A 22,912-nucleotide genomic window follows, 5' to 3' on the forward strand; every position below is an offset into this window, starting at 1 on the left:
AATTATAAATCAAAATTAGGAAGAATGAAATTAAGCTTCGATAAGATGCTTGTTTCTCCATTTACCGCTATACCAACGATACACAAACAATACACCTCGCAAGATTTCATCAGCGGCCATGGCAATCCATATACCAACAAGCCCCCAGCCCCAGTAAATACCAAATAGATATGATAATGGCACGGCGCATAACCACATGCCAAAGATTCCCACTAGCATAGGCGTACGAATATCACCGGCAGCCTGCAAACAACCAACCATAACGATATTTACTGCACGTCCTAACTCAAGGAAGATCTCAACCAGTAATACATTATGTGCTAACTCTAAGATTTCCGGATCTGAAGTAAACACAGATACAACAAAATCACTAGTCACATAGAAGAATGTAGCAAGACCTACGCTAATAGCAATAGCTAAATACATGGACCGCCATACACGACTAGTAACCTCCTCTTGGCGTTTAGCGCCCATTAGGAAGCCTACAATAACTTGTGAAGCATTGGATAGTGCTATGGTGTATACATAACAAAGCATAGCGATAACAGATACATACACCTTTGTATTGATTACCGCGAGTCCCAAAATATTGACCATTTTCATAATCATCGTTTGAGATAATTGATAGCTCAATGTTTCTCCACCAGAAGGAACACTGATATGCAATAAAGACTTAATCGTATGCCACGGAAATGGTTTTAAGAATTTAAAGCTCACCTCTAAGGTTAATAATTTCTTAAAAGTATATCCAATAATCACGAGTCCTACCACTTTAGATAGCCACGTAGAAATAGAAACACCTAATACACCAAGACTTGGTATTGGATCATGTCCAAAGATTAATACATAGTTTGTTAGAATATGAATGATATTCATCACAAGGGCAATGTACATGGTAACGCGTGTTAATGAGTGACCTCTAAATACGGCTACTAACGCATAATACATCGCTTGTATCGGTAGCCCTGCAGCAACGATAGTAGTATATATCGACGTATCACTCATCGTTTCTGGTGGTATACCTAGCCATGTAAAGATCCATTCATGGCAAGTAATAAAGAATACTGCCGCTATAGATGAAAAGAAAAAATTCATCACTAAGCTGACCGTACATACCTCTGATAGCTTGGACTGGTTTCTCGCTCCTAAATATTGGGCAATCAAAATCGTCGTAGCTGTACTCATGACGATGATGAGCATAATAAAGATATTTAAAATTTGATTGGCATTAGCTACCGCTGCTACCGCTTGAGGCGCGTAGTGACTCATCATCAATTGGTCTATATTACCTACTAGCATCTGTAGGAACACTTCAATAAATATAGGCCAGCTCAAAGTCCAGATAGATAGACTAATCCCCTTTTCGTATGCTTTCATAAAAACCTCTGCAATGAATACGATACAATTGCAATGAATATCATACAATGTCCTTATTATATCACGTTATATAACCACATGGGACAAATCGCAGAAAGCAATATACTAAATAGTTTTTCATAAAATAGTACATACAAAAAACGTGCCACCCAAAGGTGACACGTTTATTATGTAGACAAGCAAGTATCTATAGTGTTCTGCTAATAATTATTTGAAGCTATTGCAAAGACTATCAAATAATGCTTGGTCAGGTTTTACAACATCTTCAGTCAATGGACGAGGATGTGGGCCACCATTTGCTGCAGCCAATGCTTTTTCAAAGGAAGGTTTAGATGTATTTTGATAGATAAGGCCTGTAACCAAACCATCAGTATCACCCAAAGTTTTAAGCGCTGTAGCACGATCTGTTGGATCATAACCTTCAGGCAATGCTACTAAATGTTCTTTGAACCAATCGTAACTATTGCGTTTGTTATATGTAACACATGGGCTGAATACATTGATGAAGGAGAAGCCCTCATGATCCATAGCTTGTTGAATCAAATCGACGAGCTCTTTACGATTCACCATATAGCTTTGCGCTACAAATGTAGCACCTGCTGCAATCGCAGTTTCACAAACGGATAATGGAGACTCAAACGCACCATGAGGAGTTGTTTTTGTAACAAAACCAATGTCAGAACGAGGGGATGCTTGGCCTTTAGTCAAACCATATACATGGTTGTCCATTACTACGTATGTCATGTTTACATTACGTTTGAAAGCATGAATGGTGTGACCCATACCGATAGCAAAGGCATCACCGTCACCAGAAAATGCGATAACTTCAAGATCTTGGTTAGCAAGTTTAACGCCTTGCGCATAAGGAAGCGCACGGCCATGAGTTGTATGTGCACCATAAGCGTAGAAATAGCCACCGATACGGCTAGAACAACCGATACCGGAAATTACGGCTAATTTTTCTGGTGGAATATTTTTCGCTACTACAGCGTCAGTAATCGCCGCTTGAACCCCATAATGGCCACAGCCTGGACACCAGTTAGGACGAATATCATTTCTGTAATCTTTAGCTGTTGTCATATTATAGGACCTCCTTAATCGCATTTTTCACATAACTTTTTGTGAATGGATTACCATCGTATTTCAAGCAGCTAGAAATCTTATGTTTCTTATGCATGTTGATTTTAAATAAGTTAGCCAATTGACCAGTTTTATTGTGTTCTACGATAACTACTTTTTTCGCAGCATCAAAGAACGGTTGTAATTGCTTTGCTGGGAATGGTTTAATTAAGCGCAATTGTAAGTGGTTAACTTTAACGCCTTCTTGATCGAATTCAGCAACGGCTTCTTCAATAGCACCACGGCTAGAAGCCATACCTACAACGAGTACATCTGCTTCGTCGTATTTAGCATTGTTCAAGAATGGTTCATAGTTATCAGCTACAGTTTCCAATTTGTGGAACCGTTTATCAGTTTGCGCTACGTGCATTGTAGGCGCTTCTGCTGGTTTACCTTCTTCATTATGCTCTAAACCTGTGGAAAGGAATAAACCATTTTTCATACCTGGAATTGTACGCGGAGAAATGCCATCTTCAGTCAATTCAAAGCGTTTGAAGTAGTTAGGTTGTACCAATTCAGGAAGTTCAGCTTCTTTCATCATTTTACCGCGATTAATAGGTACGCGGTTCAAATCGAAGGAAGGAACTGATTGTTTATTCAAACCTTGTTGTAAGTCAGGCATAAAGATAACTGGACATTGATACATTTCTGCCAAGTTGAAAGCTTTTTGAATTTCATAGAAGCATTCTTCGATAGATGTTGGTGAAATTACGATACCAGAATAGTCGCCATGTGCATTGTAGCAAGCTGCATCAATATCAGATTGTTCAACTTTTGTAGCCATACCAGTGGATGGGCCAGAACGTTGAACGTCGATAACAACCATTGGCAATTCAGCCATAGAAGCCATGGACAAGGATTCTGCCATCAAGGAAAGACCTGGGCCAGAAGTACATGTAAAGCCGCGAACACCAGCGTATACGCCACCCATAGCTGTCATACACGCTGCGATTTCGTCTTCTGTTTGAACAACAGTTGAGCCCAACTTATCCATAGTTTTAATCATGTATTCCATAACTTCGGATGCTGGTGTAATAGGATAAGACGCCATAAAACGGGAGCCTGCTGCAATAGCACCAAGAGCACATGCTTCGTTACCTAATAAGAACATTTGATCTTTCTTACCAGGCGCTGGCAATGTATCGATTTCAACATCGCCTAATTTTTCCATTACAAGGCTATGACCATCATCGAAAGCAGCCAAGTTTTTATCAATAATCTCTTGGGATTTCTTTGCAAATTTCTCAATAATAGCATCTTTAAACATCTTAGTATCAAAGCCAAGAAGCGCTACGGACATCCCCAGTGCTACGATATTACGCATCAACAAGGAGCCTTGTTTCATTGCTGTTTCAGAGATAGGCAAAGATAAGCAATTAATCTTTGTACCTTCAAATTTAGAAAAGTCTGGATTAACTTTGCTATCACAGATGATATATCCACCATCACGTACTTCGGAACCGTGCATATCAACGGTTTCTTGATCAAGGGAAAGCAAGAAGTCTACCCCTTCACCAATGGACATAATTTGTTCCAATGCTACGCGCAATGCGAATGTAGTATGACCACCTTTGATGCGAGATGCAAATAAACGTTGGCTATACAAAGAGTAGCCTTCTTTAGCAAGGATTGTGGCCATAATTTCGCCGCAACTCTCGATACCTTCACCTTGTTGGCCGCCCATTTTCCAGATAAAATCTTTACGTTTTTGCAAGAGATTCACCCTCCTTAGGATAAAAATTACACTGCTGACAAGAGTCTACCTTACTATGTTAATGTTTTATAGTACGAACCTGTCTTATATCGCCATTGTATCATGTATATTTTAGGTTTACAATGTATCATTTCACATAATAATAGGTATAAATTAAGGCATTATAACTAAAAATTATAAGAAAAAAAGGATACTACTTTTGAAGTAGTATCCTTTTAGTATTTATGCTCAACGTTTTATACTTTCACATCAAAAAAAGAGTCTATATAAAATTATATAGAATATTTATTCTCAAATCATCTAAAATATTTATTCCGTAATACCTCTTGTTGTCGCTCTTCAGTGAAGAATATTTCTTCTAAACATAAGCCTTGAGCAGGTGCAGTTTTCCCTATAGCACGCCGGTCTTTAGCGGCTAAATATCCTTTAATATCCTCAACCTTGCGACGACCAAGACCTATATCTACAAGTAAACCTGCAATATTGCGGACCATATGATATAAAAAACCATCACCAATCACAGAAATCGTTACCTGTGAACCTCGGGCCTCAACACGAATTCCCATAATTGTCTTTACAGGATCCGCCGGAGTTGAGTTGGTGCCCTTTAGGGTTGTAAAGTCATGCGTACCTACTAGTTCATTACCTGCAGCCTGCATACGAGCAATATTTAAGGGCTTTTTCACATGCCAATGATATCGCTGCGTCAAAGGATCTGCAATGAGCTGATTATGAATCGTATATACATACTCTTTACCGTATATATTCCACCGTGGCTTCCAATCTAGCGGAATTTCTACCGCTTCTAGAACGACTATATCCTTAGGAATATGAGCTATCATAGCGCGAGGAATATTTTCTACTGGTATAGTCCCCGACGTTTGAAATGTACAAACTTGAAATTTAGCATGTACACCCGCATCCGTACGAGAGGCACCATAAATTTGAATGGGTTCATTACAAATACGTGATAAACCATATTCCAAACAACCTTGTACCGTTAACCCCTTATCATTAGGTTGCTTTTGATAACCTGCTAAATCTGTACCATCATAAGCCACTATGATTCGTATATTTCTCATAGGCCAAGCCACCATAATGCAATGAGTATAATCGTAATCAAGACAACAGCACCGACGCCGATATAATCGACATAGGTAACTTGTAATTCTTTCATACGTGTACGATTGACGCCACCTCTATAGCAACGCGCCTCCATAGCGATGGCTAATTCATCAGCCCGTCGAAACGCACTAATAAATAATGGCACTAAAAGAGGCACCATATTTTTTGCGCGTTGAATGATAGAGCCTGTTACAAAGTCTGCCCCACGAGCAGATTGTGCTTTCATAATACGATCCGTCTCGTCCAATAAGGTAGGGATGAAACGCAGCGCAATAGTCATCATCATAGCCAGCTCATGAGCAGGAACACCTATGCGACGAAACGGATTGAGCAAGTGCTCGATACCATCAGTTAAGCGAATTGGTGATGTGGTATAGGTCAACAAAGAAGAAAACAAGATTAAGAAGATTAAGCGTGCCGCCATTTGAAGGCCCATTGCCACGCCATGGTCGGTAATATTGATAATCCCCCATTGAAAAATTGGATTGCCTGGTGTCGTAAAAATATGAATCCCCATAGTAAATACGATGATAATCCAAAGCGGTTTAATAGCAGACCACATCAGACGTAACGGCAAACGTGATAACAACATTGCAAAGATAGTGAACCCACCTACAATGCCATATGCCAGTGGAGAATTCGCCAAGAATATGGCTACAACGAATATAGTAGTGGCAATAATCTTTGCGCGTGGATCCATGCGATGCAAGAAAGAGTTTCCTGGGAAGTATTGACCAATAGTAATATTATTTAACATGGTTACCTCCTTCGAGAATTGCTTGTACCGCATCATCTACAGATAGTACGCGATTAGACACATCAAGACCTCGTTCGCGCAAATATTCCATGGTAACAGACACTGGCGGTACATCTACACCGACGGCCTGTAATTCATCACGATGATTATTAAAGATGTCCATCGGTTCACCATCGAGAACGATACGCCCTTTATCGAGTACCACAAGACGAGAAGCCATGCGAGAAATATCTTCCATATTGTGAGATACAAGAATTACAGTGATCCCCTTTTCTTTATGAAGTCGAATGATTTCTTCAAAGATTTCTTCCCGTCCAAATGGATCAAGACCAGCAGATGGTTCATCGAGCACGAGAAAATCTGGATCCATAGCCACTACGCCAGCAATAGCCACGCGGCGCATTTGACCACCAGATAAATGGAATGGAGAACGTTCTGCATATGTGTCATAATCGAGCCCTACGAACTTCATCGCATCTCGCACACGCTCGTCTACGTCATCAGCACTAAGCCCTAAATTTTTAGGACCAAAGGCGATATCTTGAGCGATGGTTTCTTCAAACAATTGATGCTCTGGATACTGGAATACCATCCCCACCTTGTGACGCATTTTTTTTGCTTCTTCTGTAGAAGCACTAATATCTACACCATTGACAGTAACTGTACCAGTTGTAGGATGTAATAGCCCATTTAGATGTTGTACAAAGGTAGATTTACCGGAACCAGTATGACCGATAACACCTAGAAACTCCCCATTTTCAATGGTAAGTGATACACCACGAAGCGCAGTCTTTTCAAAAGGGGTACCCATGCCGTAGGTATATGTAATATTATCTAACACAATCGCCATTAATGGGTTCCCTCCTCTCTTGGAGCATCTGTTGAGTGTATAGCGGATAATTGCTTGCCTAACTTTGAGCCTTTAAGGCCCTTTGCTAACTCTTCATTATTAATGATACTCTTACCCACTTCATAACCTTTAGCATTCAATTTGAAAGCAATCTCAGAGGCTACCGGTACATCGAGGCCCAGACCTTTTAAGGTATCTACATGGCTAAAAATTTCACGAGGCGTACCATCATGTAATTTCACACCATTTTTCATAACCACAACGCGGTCTGCCGTAACAGCTTCCTCCATGAAGTGCGTAATATACACAATCGTAATGCCCTCTTCTTTATTGAGTTTGTGAACCGTTTCAAGCACTTCCCGGCGACCTTTTGGATCGAGCATCGCTGTTGGTTCATCAAGAACGATGCAATCAGGCTTCATCGCTAATACACCTGCGATAGCAATACGTTGTTTTTGTCCGCCCGATAATAAATGGGGACCATGTTCTCTATATTCAGTCATATTAACAGCGGCTAAAGCTGCATCGACACGTTGTCTAATTTCGGCACTAGGAATACCTAAGTTTTCTGGACCAAAGGCAACGTCCTCCTCTACAACGGCCGCTACGATTTGGTTATCAGGATTTTGGAATACCATTCCTACATGTTGGCGAATATTCCAAATATGCGCTTCATCCCGCGTATCAAAGCCACATACATTGATATGACCTTCACTAGGTTGTAATAACACATTAAAATGCTTGGCAAGCGTACTTTTACCACTGCCATTAGTGCCAATGATACAAACAAATTCACCACGCTTAATGGATAGATTCACATCATCCAAGGCACGTACATCATTGCCGTTTTCATCAGTATAAATATGACTCATATGATTGACCTCAATCATAATGTCTTGTTCATTCATGGATAACCTCATATCTTTCTAGTCAATTTCGTTTCTATGAAAGTAGAACCATTTGCATCATCTATCATACTCATGTTGTGCATAATCCCCATATTTCAATTTATCCTATTTAATAGAACTTGAATTTAATAATGTCTTAGATATTATGCAAAAGGTTGACAATACATATTCATCCTTTACGATAACTGCTAACATATTACGATATTATACTAGTCGATTGTACCATAAAATTGACAATAAAAAAACGGTGCTGCAACATAAGTTACAACACCGTATGAGTTTGATTAAACTAACTCGATAATAGCCAAAGGTGCAGCGTCACCTTTGCGAAGACCAGTTTTGATTACACGAGTGTAACCACCTTGACGGTCTGCATATTTTGGAGCAATTGTATCAAACAATTTTTTTACTACACTTTCATCCATGAGGTATGCAAGAACTTGGCGACGTGCATGAAGATCACCACGTTTAGCCAAAGTTACCATTTGATCAGCTAAAGAACGAAGTTCTTTCGCTTTAGCTTCAGTCGTTTCAATACGCTCATATTGGAAGAAAGATGTTAACATGCTACGGAACAACGCTTTACGAGCGGAGCTGTCGCGGCCTAATTTTCTGTACATTCGTCTTCCTCCTTATTCGCCTTTTTGTTTAAGTTGAAAACCACCTGGATGATTATTGAGTTTTTCCTCAATTTCATCGATAGATTTTTTACCTAAGTTGCGAACTTTTCCTAAGTCATCAATGGTTTTGTCTAGCAAGTCTGCAATTGTATTAATGCCAGCACGTTTCAAGCAGTTATACGCACGAACAGAGAGTTCCAACTCGTCGATGGAAATCTTTGCTGGGCCGTCATCTACAGCTGGTTCTTCATTATCGGAACCTACTGGATCTATAACGATACCGCCTTCACCAGTGTTTACATCTACAACATCTGCAGAATGCGCTAATTTAGTGAAGTTCCCTAAATAACCAATCATAATGGCAGCAGATTTTGCCACTGCATCAGCAGCAGTAATGGAGCCATCAGTCCAAACTTCTAATGTAAGTTTGTCGAAGTCCATTTCATTGCCTACACGAACATCACTCACTTCGTATTTAGCACGAAGAATTGGAGAGAAGATGGAATCGATTGGAATACAACCAATAACATCAGTATCTTTTTTATTCTTCGTTGAAGGAACATAGCCTTTACCTCGTTCGATTACTACGTCCATTACGAGATGAGCTGTCTCATCCATTGTCGCAATCACGAGTTCAGGATTCAATACTTCTACCTCTGGTGGGAATTGTTCAGCCAAATCAGCAGCTGTCAATATTCCATCCTTTTGGAAGTCGAAATGAACTTCCAAAGGTAATTGTGCTTCTTCTTCAACTTTGATGCACAATTGCTTTAAGTTAAGGATGATATCCGTAACGTCTTCGCGAATACCAGGAATAGTAGAGAATTCATGAAGAACTCCATCAATTTTGATAGAGGTTATAGCTGCCCCATCCAAGGATGAAAGCAAAATTCTGCGTAAGCTATTACCGAGAGTGATCCCATAACCACGATCTAATGGTTCACATACGAACTTACCATAACGACCGCCATCGGCGATGTCCACTTTCTCGATTTTAAGTTTCTTTTCTTCGCTCATCAGGAACATCCTCCTATATAACACACGTTCATAGTTAATTATAGCACCGTATCATATCGGTCGCTATAAATTATACACGACGGCGTTTTGGAGGGCGACAACCATTGTGAGGAATTGGAGTTACGTCTTTAATGGAAGTAACTTCAAGACCTGCAGCTTGTAAAGCACGGATTGCAGCTTCACGGCCGGATCCAGGACCTTTTACGAATACTTCAACAGTGCGAAGACCATGTTCCATTGCAGCTTTAGCAGCTTGTTCAGCAGCCATTTGAGCAGCAAATGGAGTGGATTTACGAGAACCACGGAAGCCCAAGCCACCAGCGGAAGCCCAAGACAACGCATTACCGTTTGTATCTGTCAAAGTTACGATAGTGTTATTGAATGTAGAACGAATATGAGCCGCACCGGATTCAATATGTTTCTTTTCTTTTCTTTTAGTTCTAACAACTTTTTTAGCCACGCTTTATCCCTCCTTTATCTTATTTCTTTTTACCAGCAATTGCTTTTCTAGGACCTTTGCGAGTACGTGCATTCGTTTTAGTACGTTGACCACGAAGTGGTAAACCCATACGATGACGTTTGCCTCGATAGGAGTTGATTTCAATTAAGCGTTTAATGTTAAGAGCTTCTTCACGACGAAGGTCACCTTCTACTTTGTAATCAGCATCTAACAATTCACGGATTTTCGCTACTTCATCTTCAGAAAGATCGCGAACGCGTGTGTCAGGATTGATACCAGTTTTAGCAATAATTTCAGATGCTAAAGTCGGACCAATACCATAAATATAAGTTAAACCAATTTCCACTCGTTTATCACGAGGTAAATCTACACCGGCGATACGTGCCATCTAATCATCCACCTCCTATCAGATTATCCTTGTTTTTGTTTATGTTTTGGATTTTCGCAAATAACCATTACACGGCCTTTGCGTTTAATGATTTTACATTTTTCGCATATCTTTTTAACTGATGGTTGAACCTTCATTAGTACCTCCTTTGTGGACCCTATGCTTATTTAAAGCGATAGGTGATGCGACCACGATTTAAGTCATACGGTGTCAGTTCCATAGTAACTTTATCACCAGGAAGAATACGGATAAAATTCATACGCATTTTACCTGACACATGAGCCAATACGATATGACCATTTTCCAATTCAACTTGGAACATGGCATTCGGTAATGCCTCAACGACCGTACCTTCCACCTCAATAACGTCTTCTTTTGACATATCTTTTCCTCCGGTTACCTGTTTATTTAATTAACCGCGGTTCTTCCCGCATAGTTAATATTTCAGGGCCGTTTTCTGTAACAACCACTGTATGTTCGAAATGAGCAGCAGGTTTACCATCTACTGTAACTGCTGTCCAGTCATCCCCTAATACACGAACACGGTGAGTACCTAATGTAATCATCGGTTCAATACACAATACCATACCTGGTTTCATAAGAGGTCCTTGATCAGGACTACCATAGTTTGGTATTTGCGGATCTTCATGCATTTCGCGGCCTAAACCATGACCTACGAAGTCGCGTACGACACCGTAACCATGTTTCTCACAATACGTTTGAACAGCGTGACCGATAGCACCAATACGGTTACCGACTTTCACTTGTTCAATTCCCTTGAACAGACTTTCCTCTGTAACTTTTAACAATTTCATCACATCGGGTTTGACGTGACCGATAGGAATCGTCACAGCCGAATCGCCGTGATATCCATCAATAGATGATACGAGATCAATACTGAGGACATCGCCGTTTTTAAGCTTACGCTTAGCGCTCGGAATACCATGAACGACTTCTTCGTTAATAGAAGCACAGATTGTAGCGGGGAATCCATAGTACCCTTTACAACTTGGTATACCACCGTGGCTGCGAATATATTCTTCGGCAATTGTATCTAACTCAAGCGTCGTGATGCCAGGTTTAGCCTTTTTTACTAACAAGGACAACGTGTCTGCTGTAAGCTTACTTGCCTTGCGGATACATTCAATCTCATGGGGCGATTTTAAAATAATCATAGATTATTTCTCCAACGCCTTAATGATGTCAGCAAATACTGCGTCTACATCTTGTAAACCATTAATTTCTTGATATAATCCGCTATTGCGATAGTAATCAATTAACGGTTTAGTAGATTCTTCGTACACAGCTAGACGTTTCTGTACTGTTTCAGGGTTATCATCAGCACGATTTTCTAGAACAGCTCGTTCGCTAATACGTTTAACCAATTCCTCGGAAGGAACGTTTAAGTTAAGTACAGCGTCCAAAGAAATTCCTAATTCTTTAAGGATTGCATCCAAGGATACAGCTTGCGCTGTAGTTCTTGGAAATCCATCAAGAATAAATCCAGATTTGCAGTCATCTTTCACCAAGCGATCACGTACGATACCAACAGTTACACTGTCTGGTACCAATTGACCAGCATCGATGTATTTCTTAGCCTCAACTCCAAGAGGTGTTTCGTTCTTAATCGCAGCGCGGAACATATCACCTGTTGAAATTTGGGGAATACCGTATTTTTCAATAAGTCGAGCTGCCTGAGTGCCTTTACCTGCACCAGGAGGTCCCATTAATAAAATATACATATCGTTTCCCTCCTATTTCACAAAGCCTTTATAGTGGCGTGTTACCATGAGCGACTCAATTTGTTGCATTGTATCAAGTGCTACACCTACAACAATAAGAAGAGCCGTACCACCAAAGTATACGCCTTGGACGCCGGTTATACTACCGAGGAAATTCGGTATAATAGCAACGACAGCTAAGAATACAGCGCCAGCCAAAGTGATCTTGGTCATCACGTTATCCACATAATCAGCAGTTGGTTTACCCGCACGAATACCTGGGATAAAACCACCGTATTTTTTCATATTATCTGCCATATCTGTAATGTTGATAGAGATTGCAGTATAGAAATACGTAAAGATAAAGATCAATATCGCATACAATGCCGTTTGTAACGGCGTCCCCCATGTAAATAAATCAGCAGCTTTATGAACAAATTCATTGTCAATAAATTGTGCAATTGTTACAGGGAACATCAACACAGATGACGCAAAGATAATTGGGATTACACCTGCCTGATTGACTTTCAACGGCAAGAATGTAGAGTGACCACCGTACATTTTACGCCCTACTACGCGTTTTGCGTATTGGATAGGAATGCGACGTTGGCCTTGTGTAACTGCCACTACGACAGCGATCATCGCAAGTGCAATTACAGCAAATAAGAATGCTTGGAACATGTTAATGGTTCCGTTTTGGATATATTGATAAATAGTTTCGAGACCATCTGGCAATCGAGCTACGATACCAGCAAAGATGATCAAGGAAATACCATTACCTATACCATATGCTGTGATTTGCTCACCAATCCACATCAACAAACATGTGCCTGCTGTGAGGATGATGGCCACAACGAATACGCTAAGGAAATCATTATTTACCAAAGCGTTGTTTGCTCTAAGAGCAAATGCCATACCAGCGGCTTGTACAAAGCCAAGGACTACGGTGCCATAACGAGTTACCTTCGCTATTTTCTTACGCCCGTCTTCACCATCTTTACTCCATGCTTCAAACTGAGGAACTACAGACTGAAGCAGTTGCATGATGATGGAAGCATTAATGTAAGGGGTAATACTCATCGCAAAGATAGAGAACTTACTTAGCGCACCACCAGCAAACAAGTCTAATAGACCAAATAGGTTACCGGATGTAAACAAGGATTCGATAACAGATGCATCTACACCTGGTACTGGGATGTGAATGCCGGCTCTAAACACAGCAAACATCATCAATGTGTACAAAATCTTGTTACGTAACTCAGTAATCTTAAAGATGTTCGAGAGGCTATCTAGCACCCTAGATCACCTCAACTTTTCCGCCTGCTGCTGTGATTTTTTCTTCAGCAGCTTTAGTGAAGCCATTAGCGATAACAGTCAAGTTTTTAGTTTCCAATGTGCCGTTACCTAAAATACGAATACCATCGCGTACATTTTTCAAAATGCCAGCTTCAATAAGAGCTACTGGATCAACTGTTGCACCATCTTCAAAGCGATTTAATTGTGCTACGTTAACTTCAGCATATTGTTTAGCAAAAACGCTGTTGTTGAAACCGCGTTTTGGTAAACGACGATAAAGAGGCATTTGGCCGCCTTCAAAACCGGAGCGAACGCCACCGCCAGAACGGGAGTTTTGACCTTTTTGACCACGACCAGATGTTTTACCCAAGCCAGAACCTAAACCACGGCCTACACGAGTACGAGTTTTTTTAGAACCAGCTGCTGGTTGTAATTCATGAAGTTTCATTCAGTGCACCTCCTTATCAGTATTAAACTTCTTCAACTTTTACTAAATGTCTAACTTTATGAAGCATACCTTCGATTTGAGGTGTTACTTCTTTTACGACTTGAGAATTAGTTTTTTTCAAGCCCAAAGCTTTAACTGTCGCGCGTTGATCTTCAGGACGACCGATTAAGCTTCTTGTTAATGTTACTTTAACTTGTGCCATTTCTTGTCTCCTTATTACGCGTTATAGATTTCTTCAACGGTTTTACCACGAAGCTCAGCAACTTCGCTAGCGCGTTTCAAATCTTTCAAACCTTCGATTGTAGCGCGAACCATATTGTTAGGGTTAGAAGAGCCCAAAGATTTAGTCAAGATGTTACGAACACCTACTAATTCCAATACGGCACGAACAGGGCCACCAGCGATAACGCCAGTACCTTCAGCAGCTGGTTTCAAGAATACGCGGCCTGCACCGAATACGCCTGTTACGCTGTGAGGGATTGTACCATTTTTAATAGCTACGTTTACAATATTTTTCTTAGCATCATCGATACCTTTGCGAATTGCTTCTGGTACTTCCGCTGCTTTACCTAAGCCAACGCCTACATAACCGTTGCCATCACCAACAACTACAAGAGCGCTGAAGGAAAAACGACGACCGCCTTTAACTACTTTGGCTACGCGGTTGATGAATACTACTCTTTCTTTAAGATCAAGACTGGTGTAGTCAATTCTCGCCATGTCTATAGTTCCTCCTTCTTAGAATTTTAAGCCTGCTTCACGAGCACCTTCTGCAAGGGCTGCTACGCGGCCGTGGTAAATGTAACCACCACGGTCAAACACTACAGTGTCAATGCCTTTAGCGATAGCTTTTTTAGCAACTGCTTCACCAACAGCTTTAGCAGCAGCTACGTTACCACCATAGGATAAGTTCAAATCTTTATCTAAAGAGCTAGCAGCAACCAAAGTTGTACCTGCTACGTCATCGATTACTTGTGCGTAAATGTTGCTCAAAGAACGGTAAACGTTCAAACGTGGGCAAGTTGCCGTACCAGAGATGTGACGGCGAATACGAAGATGACGTTTTGCTCGAGCGATATTTCTACTAGATTTACGAGGCAAGATATTCACTCCTTTCATTCATATAGATGATATTACTATTTACCTTTTGCACCAGCTTTACCAGCTTTGCGACGAACAACTTCGCCTTCATAGCGGATACCTTTACCTTTGTAAGGTTCAGGTTTTCTCCATTTACGGATATCAGCTGCTACTGCACCTACAACTTCTTTGTCTGCACCAGACACAACGATTTTGTTAGGAGCTGGAACGTCGATTGTAATACCAGCTGGAGCTTCCATTTCTACTGGATGAGAGAAGCCAAGTGTAAGAGCTAATTTATTGCCTTGTTTAGCCGCTCTGTAACCAACACCGTTGATTTCAAGAGTTTTTGTAAATCCTTCAGATACGCCTGTTACCATATTAGCAACAAGAGCGCGAGTCAAACCGTGAAGGGAACGATGATTTTTATCGTCGGAAGGACGAGTTACTGTGATTGTGTTACCTTCTACAGTGATATTCATATCTGGATGCAAATCGCGAGATAATTCACCTTTAGGGCCTTTTACGTTCATATGATGGTTATCATATGTAACAGTAACGCCTGCAGGGATCTCGATAGGCATTCTACCGATACGTGACATTATTTCTACCTCCTATTGCTACTATTACCAAACGTATGCGATTACTTCGCCACCAAGACCTTCTTTACGAGCTTGTTTGTCGCTCATAACGCCTTTGGACGTAGAAATAACTGCGATACCCAAACCACCAAGTACACGAGGAAGTTCTTCCTTTTTCGCGTAAACACGTAAACCTGGTTTGGAAATACGTTTAATTCCTGTAATAACTTTCTCGTTATTGGAACCATATTTCAAAGTTACTTTTAAAGTGTTTTCTTCTTTTTCAACGTTCTTTACAAAGCCTTCTTGTAAAAGGATGTCAAGAACGGCTGCTTTCATTCTAGATGCAGGAATGTTTACCGTTTCATGAAGTGCAGCGTTTGCATTACGGATGCGCGTAAGCATATCCGCGATAGGATCGGTCATTACCATAATCTAAAAACCTCCTCTCGTCTAATATTACCAGCTGGCTTTTTTAACACCAGGAATTTGTCCTTTGTACGCCAATTCACGGAACGCAATACGGCTGATACCGAATTTACGCATATAGCCGTGAGGACGACCAGTTAAGTTGCAACGGTTGTGCAAGCGTGTTGGGGATGCATTTACTGGTAATTTGGATAAGCCTTCATAATCACCTGCTGCTTTTAACGCTTCACGTTTAGCTGCATATTTTTCAACGATTTTAGCGCGTTTCTTTTCGCGTTCAATCATAGATTTTTTAGCCATCTATATGTTCCTCCTATTATTTTTCAAAAGGCATACCGAATTGAGTCAACAATTCACGAGCTTCTTCATCTGTCTTAGCACTTGTTACGATAATGATATCCATACCAGTAACACGTTCTACCTGATCATATTCGATTTCAGGGAAGATGAGCTGTTCTTTAAGACCCAAAGCGTAGTTACCACGGCCATCGAATGCAGTAGCGCTGATACCGCGGAAGTCACGTACACGAGGTAATGCCGCATTGATCAATCTATCAAGGAATTCATACATGCGTTCGCCACGAAGAGTAACTTTTGTACCCAACGCCATGCCTTCACGAACTTTGAAGTTCGCAATGGATTTTTTAGCTTTTGTGATAACAGGTTTTTGACCAGCAATAATAGTCAAGTCATTAACTGCTGCTTCCAATGCTTTTGCATTGCCTACTGCATCACCTACGCCGATGTTGATAACGATTTTTTCCAATTTAGGAATTTCCATTACATTGCCGTATTGGAATTTTTCTTGCATACTCTTTTTGATTTCAGAGTTGTATTGTTCAAACAAACGAGACATTTATGTAGCTCCTCCTTTCCTGATTATTTAAGTACTGTACCGGATTTAACAGTAGCGCGAACGAATTTACCGTCCTTGCCTTCTACCTTTTTGATACGAGTAGCTGTTTTAGTTTCTGGGTCGACAACCATTACGTTAGAAACATGAATGCCAGCTTCTTTAGTAACGATGCCGCCTTGTGGGTTAGCTTGGGAAGGTTTTGTGTGACGTTTTACAGTGTTAACGCCTTCAACAAATACGCGTTCTTTTTTAGGTTCAGTTGCGATAACTGTACCTTGCTTACCTTTATCTTTACCGGAGATAACAACAACTGTATCGCCTTTTTTGATTTGTAGCTTAGCCATATGCTGCGTTCCTCCTTCTTATAATACTTCTGGAGCCAAAGAAACGATTTTCATGAAGTCTTTTTCACGAAGTTCTCTAGCTACAGGTCCAAAGATACGAGTACCACGAGGGGTCTTGTCATCTTTAATAACTACTGCTGCGTTTTCATCGAAACGAATATAGGAACCGTCTTGACGGCGGATACCTTTTTTAGAACGAACAATAACAGCTTTAACTACGTCGCCTTTCTTGACAACGCCACCGGGTGATGCATCTTTTACAGAAGCAACGATTACGTCACCGATATTGCCGAATTTGCGATAAGAACCGCCCATGACTTGGATGCACATAATACGTTTAGCACCAGTGTTGTCGGCAACATTCAAAATTGTTTGTTGCTGGATCATCGTCTATTCCTCCTTACATCACTCTTATTTTTGTCTTTCAAGAATTTCAACAACTCTCCAACATTTATCTTTAGAAAGTGGACGAGTTTCTACAATTTTAACTGTATCGCCAATTTGACACTCATTATTTTCATCATGAGCTTTGAAGCGTTTTGTGCTAACCATTGGCTTGTTATATAATGCGTGAGGTACTTTACGTTCAACAGCAACAACAACAGTTTTGTCCATTTTGTCGCTAACAACTTTACCTACGCGGACTTTACGTACGTTTCTTTCTTCTGCCACGATTTTAAGCCTCCTTTTCAAACTTTAACAAATCTGTTATTATGCGTTTTCAGATTTAAGTTCAACTTCACGTTGTACAGTTTTAATACGAGCGATTGTCTTCTTAACTTCACGAATGCGCATAGGATTTTCTAATTGACCTGTTGCAAGCTGAAAACGGAGGTTAAATAACTCTTCCTTAAGACCGGAAACTTTTTGTTCCATTTCGGTAGCGCTCATATTGCGAATGTCATTAACCTTCATTTACGTCACCACCCAATTCTTTACCCTTAACAACAAATTTGCATTTGATTGGAAGTTTATGGCTTGCAAGACGCATAGCTTCACGAGCTGTAGCTTCTGGCACACCGTCCATTTCAAACATTACACGACCTGGTTTAACCACTGCTACCCAGTATTCAGGAGAACCTTTACCGGAACCCATACGAGTACCAGCTGGTTTAGCTGTGATTGGTTTGTCAGGGAAAATTTTAATCCATACTTTACCACCACGTTTGATATAACGAGTCATAGCAATACGGGCAGCTTCGATTTGACGGTTAGTGATCCAAGATGGTTCGCATGCTACCAAGCCGAACTCACCATGAGACACTGTATTACCGCGCATAGCACGACCTTTCATACGGCCGCGGAATTGCTTACGATGTTTTACGCGCTTTGGAATAAGCATTACTTGCCACCTTCTTCCTTCTTAGCAGGTGCTTGTTTTGCTTCTGGCAAAACTTCACCTTTGTAAATCCATACTTTAATGCCGATACAACCATATGTTGTATGAGCTTCAGCAGTACCGTAGTCGATGTCTGCACGAAGTGTATGCAAAGGAATAGAACCTTCACGATAGGATTCGCTACGAGCGATTTCAGCACCGCCAAGACGACCGCTTACCATGATTTTAATACCTTTTGCACCTAAGCGCATTGTACGACCTACAGCTTGTTTCATTGCACGACGGAAGCCGATACGACGTTCCAATTGGCCCGCAATGTTTTCAGCAACTAATGTTGCATCCATGTCTGCTTGTTTAATTTCTGCAATGTTAACGTCCACTTGTTTATCAGTGAAACGAGTCATTGCTTTTTTGATATCTTCGATACCAGCACCACCACGACCGATAACCATACCTGGTTTCGCAGTGTGGATAGTCAATTTAATACGTTTATTTGTACGCTCGATTTCAATGCGGGAAATACCAGCAATGAAAAGGGTTTCTTTCAAGAAGTTACGAATTTTTACGTCTTCATGAAGATTAGCAGCGAAATCTTTATCTGCATACCATTTTGCGTCCCAATCTTTTACGATACCGACACGCAAACCGTGTGGATTAACTTTTTGACCCACTCTGTTTCCCTCCTTCTTAAGCTCTTTCTTTAACTACTACTGTTACGTGGCTAGTACGTTTCAAAATTTTGAAAGCTTGACCACGGGAACGAGGATGAATGCGTTTTAATGTAGGGCCTTGATCAACGAAGATCTCGGATACGTAAAGATTGTCAACATTCATATCGAAATTATGTTCAGCGTTTGCGATTGCAGAACGCATAACTTTTTCTACTACATCAGCGCCAACTTTCGGAGTGAACTTCAAGATGGCAAATGCTTCGCCGATGTTTTTACCGCGCACTAAATCTGCAACGATACGGATTTTACGAGGCGCGATTCGGATATGTCTAGCGATTGCTTTTGCTTCCATGTATTATTTCCTCCTATTTTTTGCCTGTAGATTTTTCGTCCTTACCATGACCTCTATAAGTACGTGTAGGAGCGAACTCACCTAATTTATGACCTACCATATCTTCTGTAATGAATACAGGTACATGTTTGCGACCATCATGCACAGCAATTGTGTGGCCTACAAAACTTGGGATAATAGTAGAGGCACGGGACCAGGTTTTTACAACTTTCTTTTCGTTAGTTTCGTTTAAAGCTTCAACTTTCTTAAGCAAATGATCTGCTACGAAAGGGCCTTTTTTAATAGATCTGGACACTATTTTATCTCCTTTCCTTTATCCTATTTTGTACGACGTTTAATAATTAAGCTGTTAGAAGCTTTTTTCTTGTCGCGAGTTTTAACACCATGTGCTGGTTTGCCCCAAGGTGTAACAGGATGTTTACGACCAACAGGAGATTTACCTTCACCACCACCATGTGGATGGTCACAAGGGTTCATTACAACACCACGGTTGCCAGGGCGAACACCCATCCAACGATGACGACCAGCTTTACCAATTACAAGGTTGCTGTGGTCAGCGTTACCAACAACACCAATTGTTGCACGGCACTCTTGACGAACACGACGCATTTCACCAGATGGTAAACGAAGAATAGCGTAGCCATTATCTTTACCCATCAATTGAGCAGATGTACCAGCGGAACGAACGATTTGACCACCTTTACCGATTTTCAATTCGATATTGTGGATTTGTGTACCGTCTGGAATATTAGCCAATGGTAAGCAGTTACCAGGTTTAATATCAGACTCAGGACCGGAGAATACAACGTCACCAACTTTTAGACCGTTAGGAGCTAAAATGTAGCGTTTTTCACCATCAGCGTAGTTAAGCAAAGCGATACGAGAAGAACGGTTAGGATCATACTCAATTGTTGCTACTTTAGCTGGAATATTATCTTTAGTACGTTTGAAGTCAATAATACGGTATTGACGTTTGTGACCGCCACCTTGGTGACGAACTGTCATTTTACCAGTATTGTTACGACCACCTTTTTGAGAAATCTTAGCGAGCAAGGATTTTTCTGGTTTGCTTGCTGTGATTTCGTCGAAGGCGGATACTGTCATAAACCGGCGACCAGCGGAGTACGGTTTAAATGATTTAATTGCCATTAGTGGGCCTCCTTACAACTAGACTCTTAGACACCTTCAAAGAATTCAATGGATTCGCCAGCTTTTAAGGTTACGATAGCTTTTTTATAATCGCTACGTTTACCTTGTGTACGACCCATGCGTTTAGTCTTACCTAAAACACGAATAGTAGCTACTTTTTCTACTTTTACATTGAAGATTTTTTCAACTGCTTGACGGATTTGCACTTTATTTGCAGTCAAAGGCACACGGAAAGTGTATTTGCCTTCTTCCATAAGCATAGTGGATTTTTCGGTAATAACCGGGCGGATTAGTACATCATGTAATTGCATTATCCGAGCACCTCCTCGATTTTTGCGACAGCGCCTTTAGTAATGAAGAGCTTATCGTAATGAAGAAGATCGAAAATGTTCATACCTTCGCAAGCCAAAGCTTTAACACCTTGGATATTACGAGCGGAACGTTCAACATTTACATCACCTTCAGTGATGAACAATACTTTTGCATCACCAACGTTGAAGCTGTTAATAATGTTCAACACTTCTTTTGTTTTAGGAGCTGCTAATGTGATTTCTTCCAAAACGTATAATTCGCTATTATTCACTTTATCGCTAAGAGCAGATTTAACTGCTAAACGTCTAGCCTTACGAGGCATAGCTTTGTAATAGCTGCGAGGTTGTGGACCAAATGTAGTACCACCACCGATCCAGATTGGGGAACGGCTGGAGCCTGCACGAGCACGGCCAGTACCTTTTTGTTTCCAAGGTTTGCGGCCACCGCCACGAACCATACCTCTAGTTTTTGTTGCATGTGTGCCGAGACGTTCGTTAGACAATTGACGAACTACGGCTTGATGCATTACGGCTTCGTTAACTTCAACGCCGAATACTGCATCGTTTAACTGTATTTCACCGACTTTAACGCCGGATTGATTATATGTTGCTACTGTAGGCATTACATAATCCTCCTTTCGACAAATGATTATTTAACAGGTTTAACCGTGTTGCGAACCATAACCAAGCTACCTTTAGCGCCTGGGATACCACCTTTAACCAATAAAAGGTTACGTTCAGCATCAACTTTCACAACGGATAAGCGTTGTACGGTAACTCTGTAACCACCCATTTGTCCAGGGAGTTTTTTACCTTTGTATACCTTACCGCCGCCACCGGAGATCATAGGACCGATGGAACCAGGTTCACGGTGAGATTTAGAACCATGAGTTTCAGGACCACGGGAGAAGTTATGGCGTTTAATTGTGCCAGCAAAACCCTTACCTTTACCTGTACCCACTACGTCCACCAATTCACCTTCTGCGAAGATATCAGCTGCCAGAGTTTGGCCTACTGTGTAGTCAGCTGCATTAGCTACGCGAACTTCGCGAAGATATTTCACTGGAGCTACGCCAGCTTTGTCGAACTGACCTTTTACAGGTTTTGTTAAATGTTTTTCTTTAATGGAACCGTAACCAATTTGTACTGCTTCGTAGCCGTCTGTTTCTACAGTCTTTACGCGCACTACAACGCTTGGGGTAGTTTCCACTACTGTTACAGGAACTAATTGGCCTTCAGCTGTGAAGACTTGTGTCATTCCTAATTTTTTACCCAAAATAGCTTTAGACATTATCGCACCTCCTTATAGTTTTATTTCAATAGATACACCAGCTGGTAAATCTAAACGAGTGATAGCATCTACTGTTTTCGAATTTGGTTCAAGAATATCGATTAAGCGTTTATGTGTACGCATTTCGAATTGTTCACGAGAATCTTTGTTTACGTGTACAGAACGAAGAATTGTGAAGATATTCTTTTCTGTTGGCAATGGAATCGGACCAGATACCATAGCGCCATTTCTTTTTGCAGTGTCTACGATCTTAGCAGCGCTTTGATCGAGAGCTTTGTGGTCGTATGCCTTAAGGCGAATACGGATTTTTTGCTGTTTAGCCATTATTAATAATTCCTCCTGTCGTCCATTTCGTGAATGGGCTGCTCCATAGAAATTCTCCTCCGCAGAGGCAACCTTCTACTTCATAGTTTAAAAACACAACACGAGAGCGGCATTATCTGCCGCTCTGAGTGCTGCATGTATTGTGCTCAACGCATTCTACGATGAGCATAAAAGGTTAAATTAACCTTCGATTTCTGTTACTACGCCAGCGCCTACTGTATGGCCACCTTCGCGGATCGCGAAGCGAAGACCTTCTTCGATAGCGATTGGAGTAATCAATTCGATTTCCATTGTTACGTTATCGCCAGGCATACACATTTCTACACCTTCAGGAAGGTTTACAACACCTGTTACGTCTGTTGTACGGAAGTAGAATTGTGGACGG

General features: G+C 41.0%; 38 protein-coding genes. All 38 read right to left on the reverse strand.

Annotated features, from left to right (window positions below; all coding sequences use genetic code 11):
- Positions 1-30: 30 nt before the first annotated feature.
- The gene (locus ACMKPP_RS09620; RefSeq protein ID WP_418369651.1) at positions 31-1,377 is read right to left on the reverse strand and encodes an MATE family efflux transporter; all 1,347 of its coding nucleotides are present in this window, start codon (positions 1,375-1,377) and stop codon (positions 31-33) included.
- 207 nt (positions 1,378-1,584) lie between these two features.
- The gene (locus ACMKPP_RS09625) at positions 1,585-2,457 is read right to left on the reverse strand and encodes a 2-oxoacid:ferredoxin oxidoreductase subunit beta (protein WP_418369652.1); all 873 of its coding nucleotides are present in this window, start codon (positions 2,455-2,457) and stop codon (positions 1,585-1,587) included.
- 1 nt (position 2,458) lies between these two features.
- Positions 2,459-4,210, reverse strand: a complete 1,752-nt coding sequence (locus ACMKPP_RS09630) for a 2-oxoacid:acceptor oxidoreductase subunit alpha (RefSeq protein WP_418369653.1) — start codon at positions 4,208-4,210, stop codon at positions 2,459-2,461.
- A gap of 296 nt (positions 4,211-4,506) precedes the next feature.
- Positions 4,507-5,292 (reverse strand): tRNA pseudouridine(38-40) synthase TruA, encoded by a 786-nt coding sequence (gene truA, locus ACMKPP_RS09635; protein ID WP_021148510.1) that lies wholly within the window; start codon positions 5,290-5,292, stop codon positions 4,507-4,509.
- Positions 5,289-6,092, reverse strand: a complete 804-nt coding sequence (locus ACMKPP_RS09640; RefSeq protein WP_004695161.1) for an energy-coupling factor transporter transmembrane component T family protein — start codon at positions 6,090-6,092, stop codon at positions 5,289-5,291. Before ACMKPP_RS09640 ends, truA begins: the two co-directional genes overlap by 4 nt.
- Positions 6,082-6,942, reverse strand: coding sequence for an energy-coupling factor transporter ATPase (locus tag ACMKPP_RS09645; protein WP_278451800.1), 861 nt, complete (start codon positions 6,940-6,942; stop codon positions 6,082-6,084). The genes ACMKPP_RS09640 and ACMKPP_RS09645 overlap by 11 nt, the downstream gene beginning before the upstream one ends.
- Positions 6,942-7,850 carry an energy-coupling factor transporter ATPase gene (locus tag ACMKPP_RS09650; RefSeq protein ID WP_195213293.1) on the reverse strand — a complete coding sequence of 303 codons (909 nt, stop codon included), beginning with the start codon at positions 7,848-7,850 and terminating at the stop codon, positions 6,942-6,944. The genes ACMKPP_RS09645 and ACMKPP_RS09650 overlap by 1 nt, the downstream gene beginning before the upstream one ends.
- Before the next feature lie 284 nt (positions 7,851-8,134).
- On the reverse strand, positions 8,135-8,470 hold the full coding sequence (gene rplQ, locus ACMKPP_RS09655) for a 50S ribosomal protein L17 (RefSeq protein WP_004695155.1): 336 nt from the start codon (positions 8,468-8,470) through the stop codon (positions 8,135-8,137).
- Positions 8,471-8,482: 12 nt separating this feature from the next.
- Complete coding sequence (locus ACMKPP_RS09660) at positions 8,483-9,487, reverse strand: DNA-directed RNA polymerase subunit alpha (RefSeq protein WP_004695153.1); 1,005 nt, start codon at positions 9,485-9,487, stop codon at positions 8,483-8,485.
- Positions 9,488-9,557: 70 nt separating this feature from the next.
- On the reverse strand, positions 9,558-9,947 hold the full coding sequence (gene rpsK / locus ACMKPP_RS09665) for a 30S ribosomal protein S11 (RefSeq protein ID WP_004695151.1): 390 nt from the start codon (positions 9,945-9,947) through the stop codon (positions 9,558-9,560).
- Between the two features lie 19 nt (positions 9,948-9,966).
- Positions 9,967-10,335, reverse strand: a complete 369-nt coding sequence (rpsM, locus tag ACMKPP_RS09670; RefSeq protein ID WP_004695149.1) for a 30S ribosomal protein S13 — start codon at positions 10,333-10,335, stop codon at positions 9,967-9,969.
- 23 nt (positions 10,336-10,358) lie between these two features.
- Complete coding sequence (gene rpmJ, locus ACMKPP_RS09675; RefSeq protein ID WP_004695148.1) at positions 10,359-10,472, reverse strand: 50S ribosomal protein L36; 114 nt, start codon at positions 10,470-10,472, stop codon at positions 10,359-10,361.
- A 26-nt stretch (positions 10,473-10,498) separates the two neighbouring features.
- The gene (gene infA / locus ACMKPP_RS09680) at positions 10,499-10,717 is read right to left on the reverse strand and encodes a translation initiation factor IF-1 (RefSeq protein WP_004695147.1); all 219 of its coding nucleotides are present in this window, start codon (positions 10,715-10,717) and stop codon (positions 10,499-10,501) included.
- A gap of 22 nt (positions 10,718-10,739) precedes the next feature.
- On the reverse strand, positions 10,740-11,510 hold the full coding sequence (gene map, locus ACMKPP_RS09685; RefSeq protein WP_004695146.1) for a type I methionyl aminopeptidase: 771 nt from the start codon (positions 11,508-11,510) through the stop codon (positions 10,740-10,742).
- A 3-nt stretch (positions 11,511-11,513) separates the two neighbouring features.
- Positions 11,514-12,077 (reverse strand): adenylate kinase, encoded by a 564-nt coding sequence (locus tag ACMKPP_RS09690; RefSeq protein ID WP_004695145.1) that lies wholly within the window; start codon positions 12,075-12,077, stop codon positions 11,514-11,516.
- A gap of 12 nt (positions 12,078-12,089) precedes the next feature.
- Positions 12,090-13,352: a preprotein translocase subunit SecY gene (gene secY / locus ACMKPP_RS09695; RefSeq protein WP_004695143.1), complete on the reverse strand. Its 1,263-nt coding sequence runs from the start codon at positions 13,350-13,352 to the stop codon at positions 12,090-12,092.
- 1 nt (position 13,353) lies between these two features.
- Positions 13,354-13,800: a 50S ribosomal protein L15 gene (gene rplO / locus ACMKPP_RS09700; protein WP_004695141.1), complete on the reverse strand. Its 447-nt coding sequence runs from the start codon at positions 13,798-13,800 to the stop codon at positions 13,354-13,356.
- 22 nt (positions 13,801-13,822) lie between these two features.
- Positions 13,823-14,002, reverse strand: coding sequence for a 50S ribosomal protein L30 (gene rpmD, locus ACMKPP_RS09705; RefSeq protein ID WP_004695138.1), 180 nt, complete (start codon positions 14,000-14,002; stop codon positions 13,823-13,825).
- 14 nt (positions 14,003-14,016) lie between these two features.
- Positions 14,017-14,520: a 30S ribosomal protein S5 gene (rpsE, locus tag ACMKPP_RS09710; RefSeq protein WP_004695136.1), complete on the reverse strand. Its 504-nt coding sequence runs from the start codon at positions 14,518-14,520 to the stop codon at positions 14,017-14,019.
- An 18-nt stretch (positions 14,521-14,538) separates the two neighbouring features.
- The gene (gene rplR / locus ACMKPP_RS09715) at positions 14,539-14,919 is read right to left on the reverse strand and encodes a 50S ribosomal protein L18 (protein WP_005385510.1); all 381 of its coding nucleotides are present in this window, start codon (positions 14,917-14,919) and stop codon (positions 14,539-14,541) included.
- Between the two features lie 17 nt (positions 14,920-14,936).
- Positions 14,937-15,482, reverse strand: coding sequence for a 50S ribosomal protein L6 (gene rplF / locus ACMKPP_RS09720; RefSeq protein WP_004695131.1), 546 nt, complete (start codon positions 15,480-15,482; stop codon positions 14,937-14,939).
- Positions 15,483-15,506: 24 nt separating this feature from the next.
- Positions 15,507-15,893, reverse strand: coding sequence for a 30S ribosomal protein S8 (gene rpsH, locus ACMKPP_RS09725; protein WP_004695128.1), 387 nt, complete (start codon positions 15,891-15,893; stop codon positions 15,507-15,509).
- Between the two features lie 27 nt (positions 15,894-15,920).
- Entirely contained in the window at positions 15,921-16,190 is a 270-nt protein-coding gene (rpsN, locus tag ACMKPP_RS09730; protein WP_418369654.1) for a 30S ribosomal protein S14, read from the reverse strand.
- A 16-nt stretch (positions 16,191-16,206) separates the two neighbouring features.
- Positions 16,207-16,746, reverse strand: a complete 540-nt coding sequence (gene rplE, locus ACMKPP_RS09735; protein ID WP_004695119.1) for a 50S ribosomal protein L5 — start codon at positions 16,744-16,746, stop codon at positions 16,207-16,209.
- Positions 16,747-16,769: 23 nt separating this feature from the next.
- On the reverse strand, positions 16,770-17,090 hold the full coding sequence (gene rplX, locus ACMKPP_RS09740; RefSeq protein WP_004695118.1) for a 50S ribosomal protein L24: 321 nt from the start codon (positions 17,088-17,090) through the stop codon (positions 16,770-16,772).
- An 18-nt stretch (positions 17,091-17,108) separates the two neighbouring features.
- Entirely contained in the window at positions 17,109-17,477 is a 369-nt protein-coding gene (gene rplN / locus ACMKPP_RS09745) for a 50S ribosomal protein L14 (protein ID WP_004695117.1), read from the reverse strand.
- 24 nt (positions 17,478-17,501) lie between these two features.
- Positions 17,502-17,762 (reverse strand): 30S ribosomal protein S17, encoded by a 261-nt coding sequence (rpsQ, locus tag ACMKPP_RS09750; RefSeq protein WP_004695116.1) that lies wholly within the window; start codon positions 17,760-17,762, stop codon positions 17,502-17,504.
- A 39-nt stretch (positions 17,763-17,801) separates the two neighbouring features.
- Positions 17,802-18,005: a 50S ribosomal protein L29 gene (rpmC, locus tag ACMKPP_RS09755; RefSeq protein WP_418369655.1), complete on the reverse strand. Its 204-nt coding sequence runs from the start codon at positions 18,003-18,005 to the stop codon at positions 17,802-17,804.
- Positions 17,995-18,432, reverse strand: coding sequence for a 50S ribosomal protein L16 (gene rplP, locus ACMKPP_RS09760; RefSeq protein ID WP_004695114.1), 438 nt, complete (start codon positions 18,430-18,432; stop codon positions 17,995-17,997). The genes rpmC and rplP overlap by 11 nt, the downstream gene beginning before the upstream one ends.
- The gene (gene rpsC / locus ACMKPP_RS09765; RefSeq protein WP_004695113.1) at positions 18,432-19,100 is read right to left on the reverse strand and encodes a 30S ribosomal protein S3; all 669 of its coding nucleotides are present in this window, start codon (positions 19,098-19,100) and stop codon (positions 18,432-18,434) included. The genes rplP and rpsC overlap by 1 nt, the downstream gene beginning before the upstream one ends.
- A gap of 16 nt (positions 19,101-19,116) precedes the next feature.
- Positions 19,117-19,452, reverse strand: coding sequence for a 50S ribosomal protein L22 (gene rplV, locus ACMKPP_RS09770; protein ID WP_004695112.1), 336 nt, complete (start codon positions 19,450-19,452; stop codon positions 19,117-19,119).
- Between the two features lie 13 nt (positions 19,453-19,465).
- Positions 19,466-19,747, reverse strand: a complete 282-nt coding sequence (gene rpsS, locus ACMKPP_RS09775) for a 30S ribosomal protein S19 (protein ID WP_004695110.1) — start codon at positions 19,745-19,747, stop codon at positions 19,466-19,468.
- Positions 19,748-19,770: 23 nt separating this feature from the next.
- Positions 19,771-20,601 carry a 50S ribosomal protein L2 gene (gene rplB, locus ACMKPP_RS09780; protein ID WP_004695109.1) on the reverse strand — a complete coding sequence of 277 codons (831 nt, stop codon included), beginning with the start codon at positions 20,599-20,601 and terminating at the stop codon, positions 19,771-19,773.
- Positions 20,602-20,627: 26 nt separating this feature from the next.
- Entirely contained in the window at positions 20,628-20,912 is a 285-nt protein-coding gene (rplW, locus tag ACMKPP_RS09785) for a 50S ribosomal protein L23 (RefSeq protein WP_004695108.1), read from the reverse strand.
- Positions 20,912-21,535 carry a 50S ribosomal protein L4 gene (gene rplD, locus ACMKPP_RS09790; protein WP_004695105.1) on the reverse strand — a complete coding sequence of 208 codons (624 nt, stop codon included), beginning with the start codon at positions 21,533-21,535 and terminating at the stop codon, positions 20,912-20,914. The genes rplW and rplD overlap by 1 nt, the downstream gene beginning before the upstream one ends.
- Positions 21,536-21,561: 26 nt before the next feature.
- Positions 21,562-22,203 (reverse strand): 50S ribosomal protein L3, encoded by a 642-nt coding sequence (gene rplC / locus ACMKPP_RS09795; protein ID WP_004695102.1) that lies wholly within the window; start codon positions 22,201-22,203, stop codon positions 21,562-21,564.
- Positions 22,204-22,215: 12 nt separating this feature from the next.
- The gene (rpsJ, locus tag ACMKPP_RS09800) at positions 22,216-22,527 is read right to left on the reverse strand and encodes a 30S ribosomal protein S10 (RefSeq protein WP_004695100.1); all 312 of its coding nucleotides are present in this window, start codon (positions 22,525-22,527) and stop codon (positions 22,216-22,218) included.
- Between the two features lie 180 nt (positions 22,528-22,707).
- On the reverse strand, positions 22,708-22,912 hold a 205-nt coding region (locus tag ACMKPP_RS09805; protein WP_472725476.1), incomplete at its 5' end, for an EF-Tu C-terminal domain-related protein.

This window comes from Veillonella parvula (genome assembly GCF_048309325.1).
Lineage (GTDB): Bacteria > Bacillota > Negativicutes > Veillonellales > Veillonellaceae > Veillonella > Veillonella parvula_T.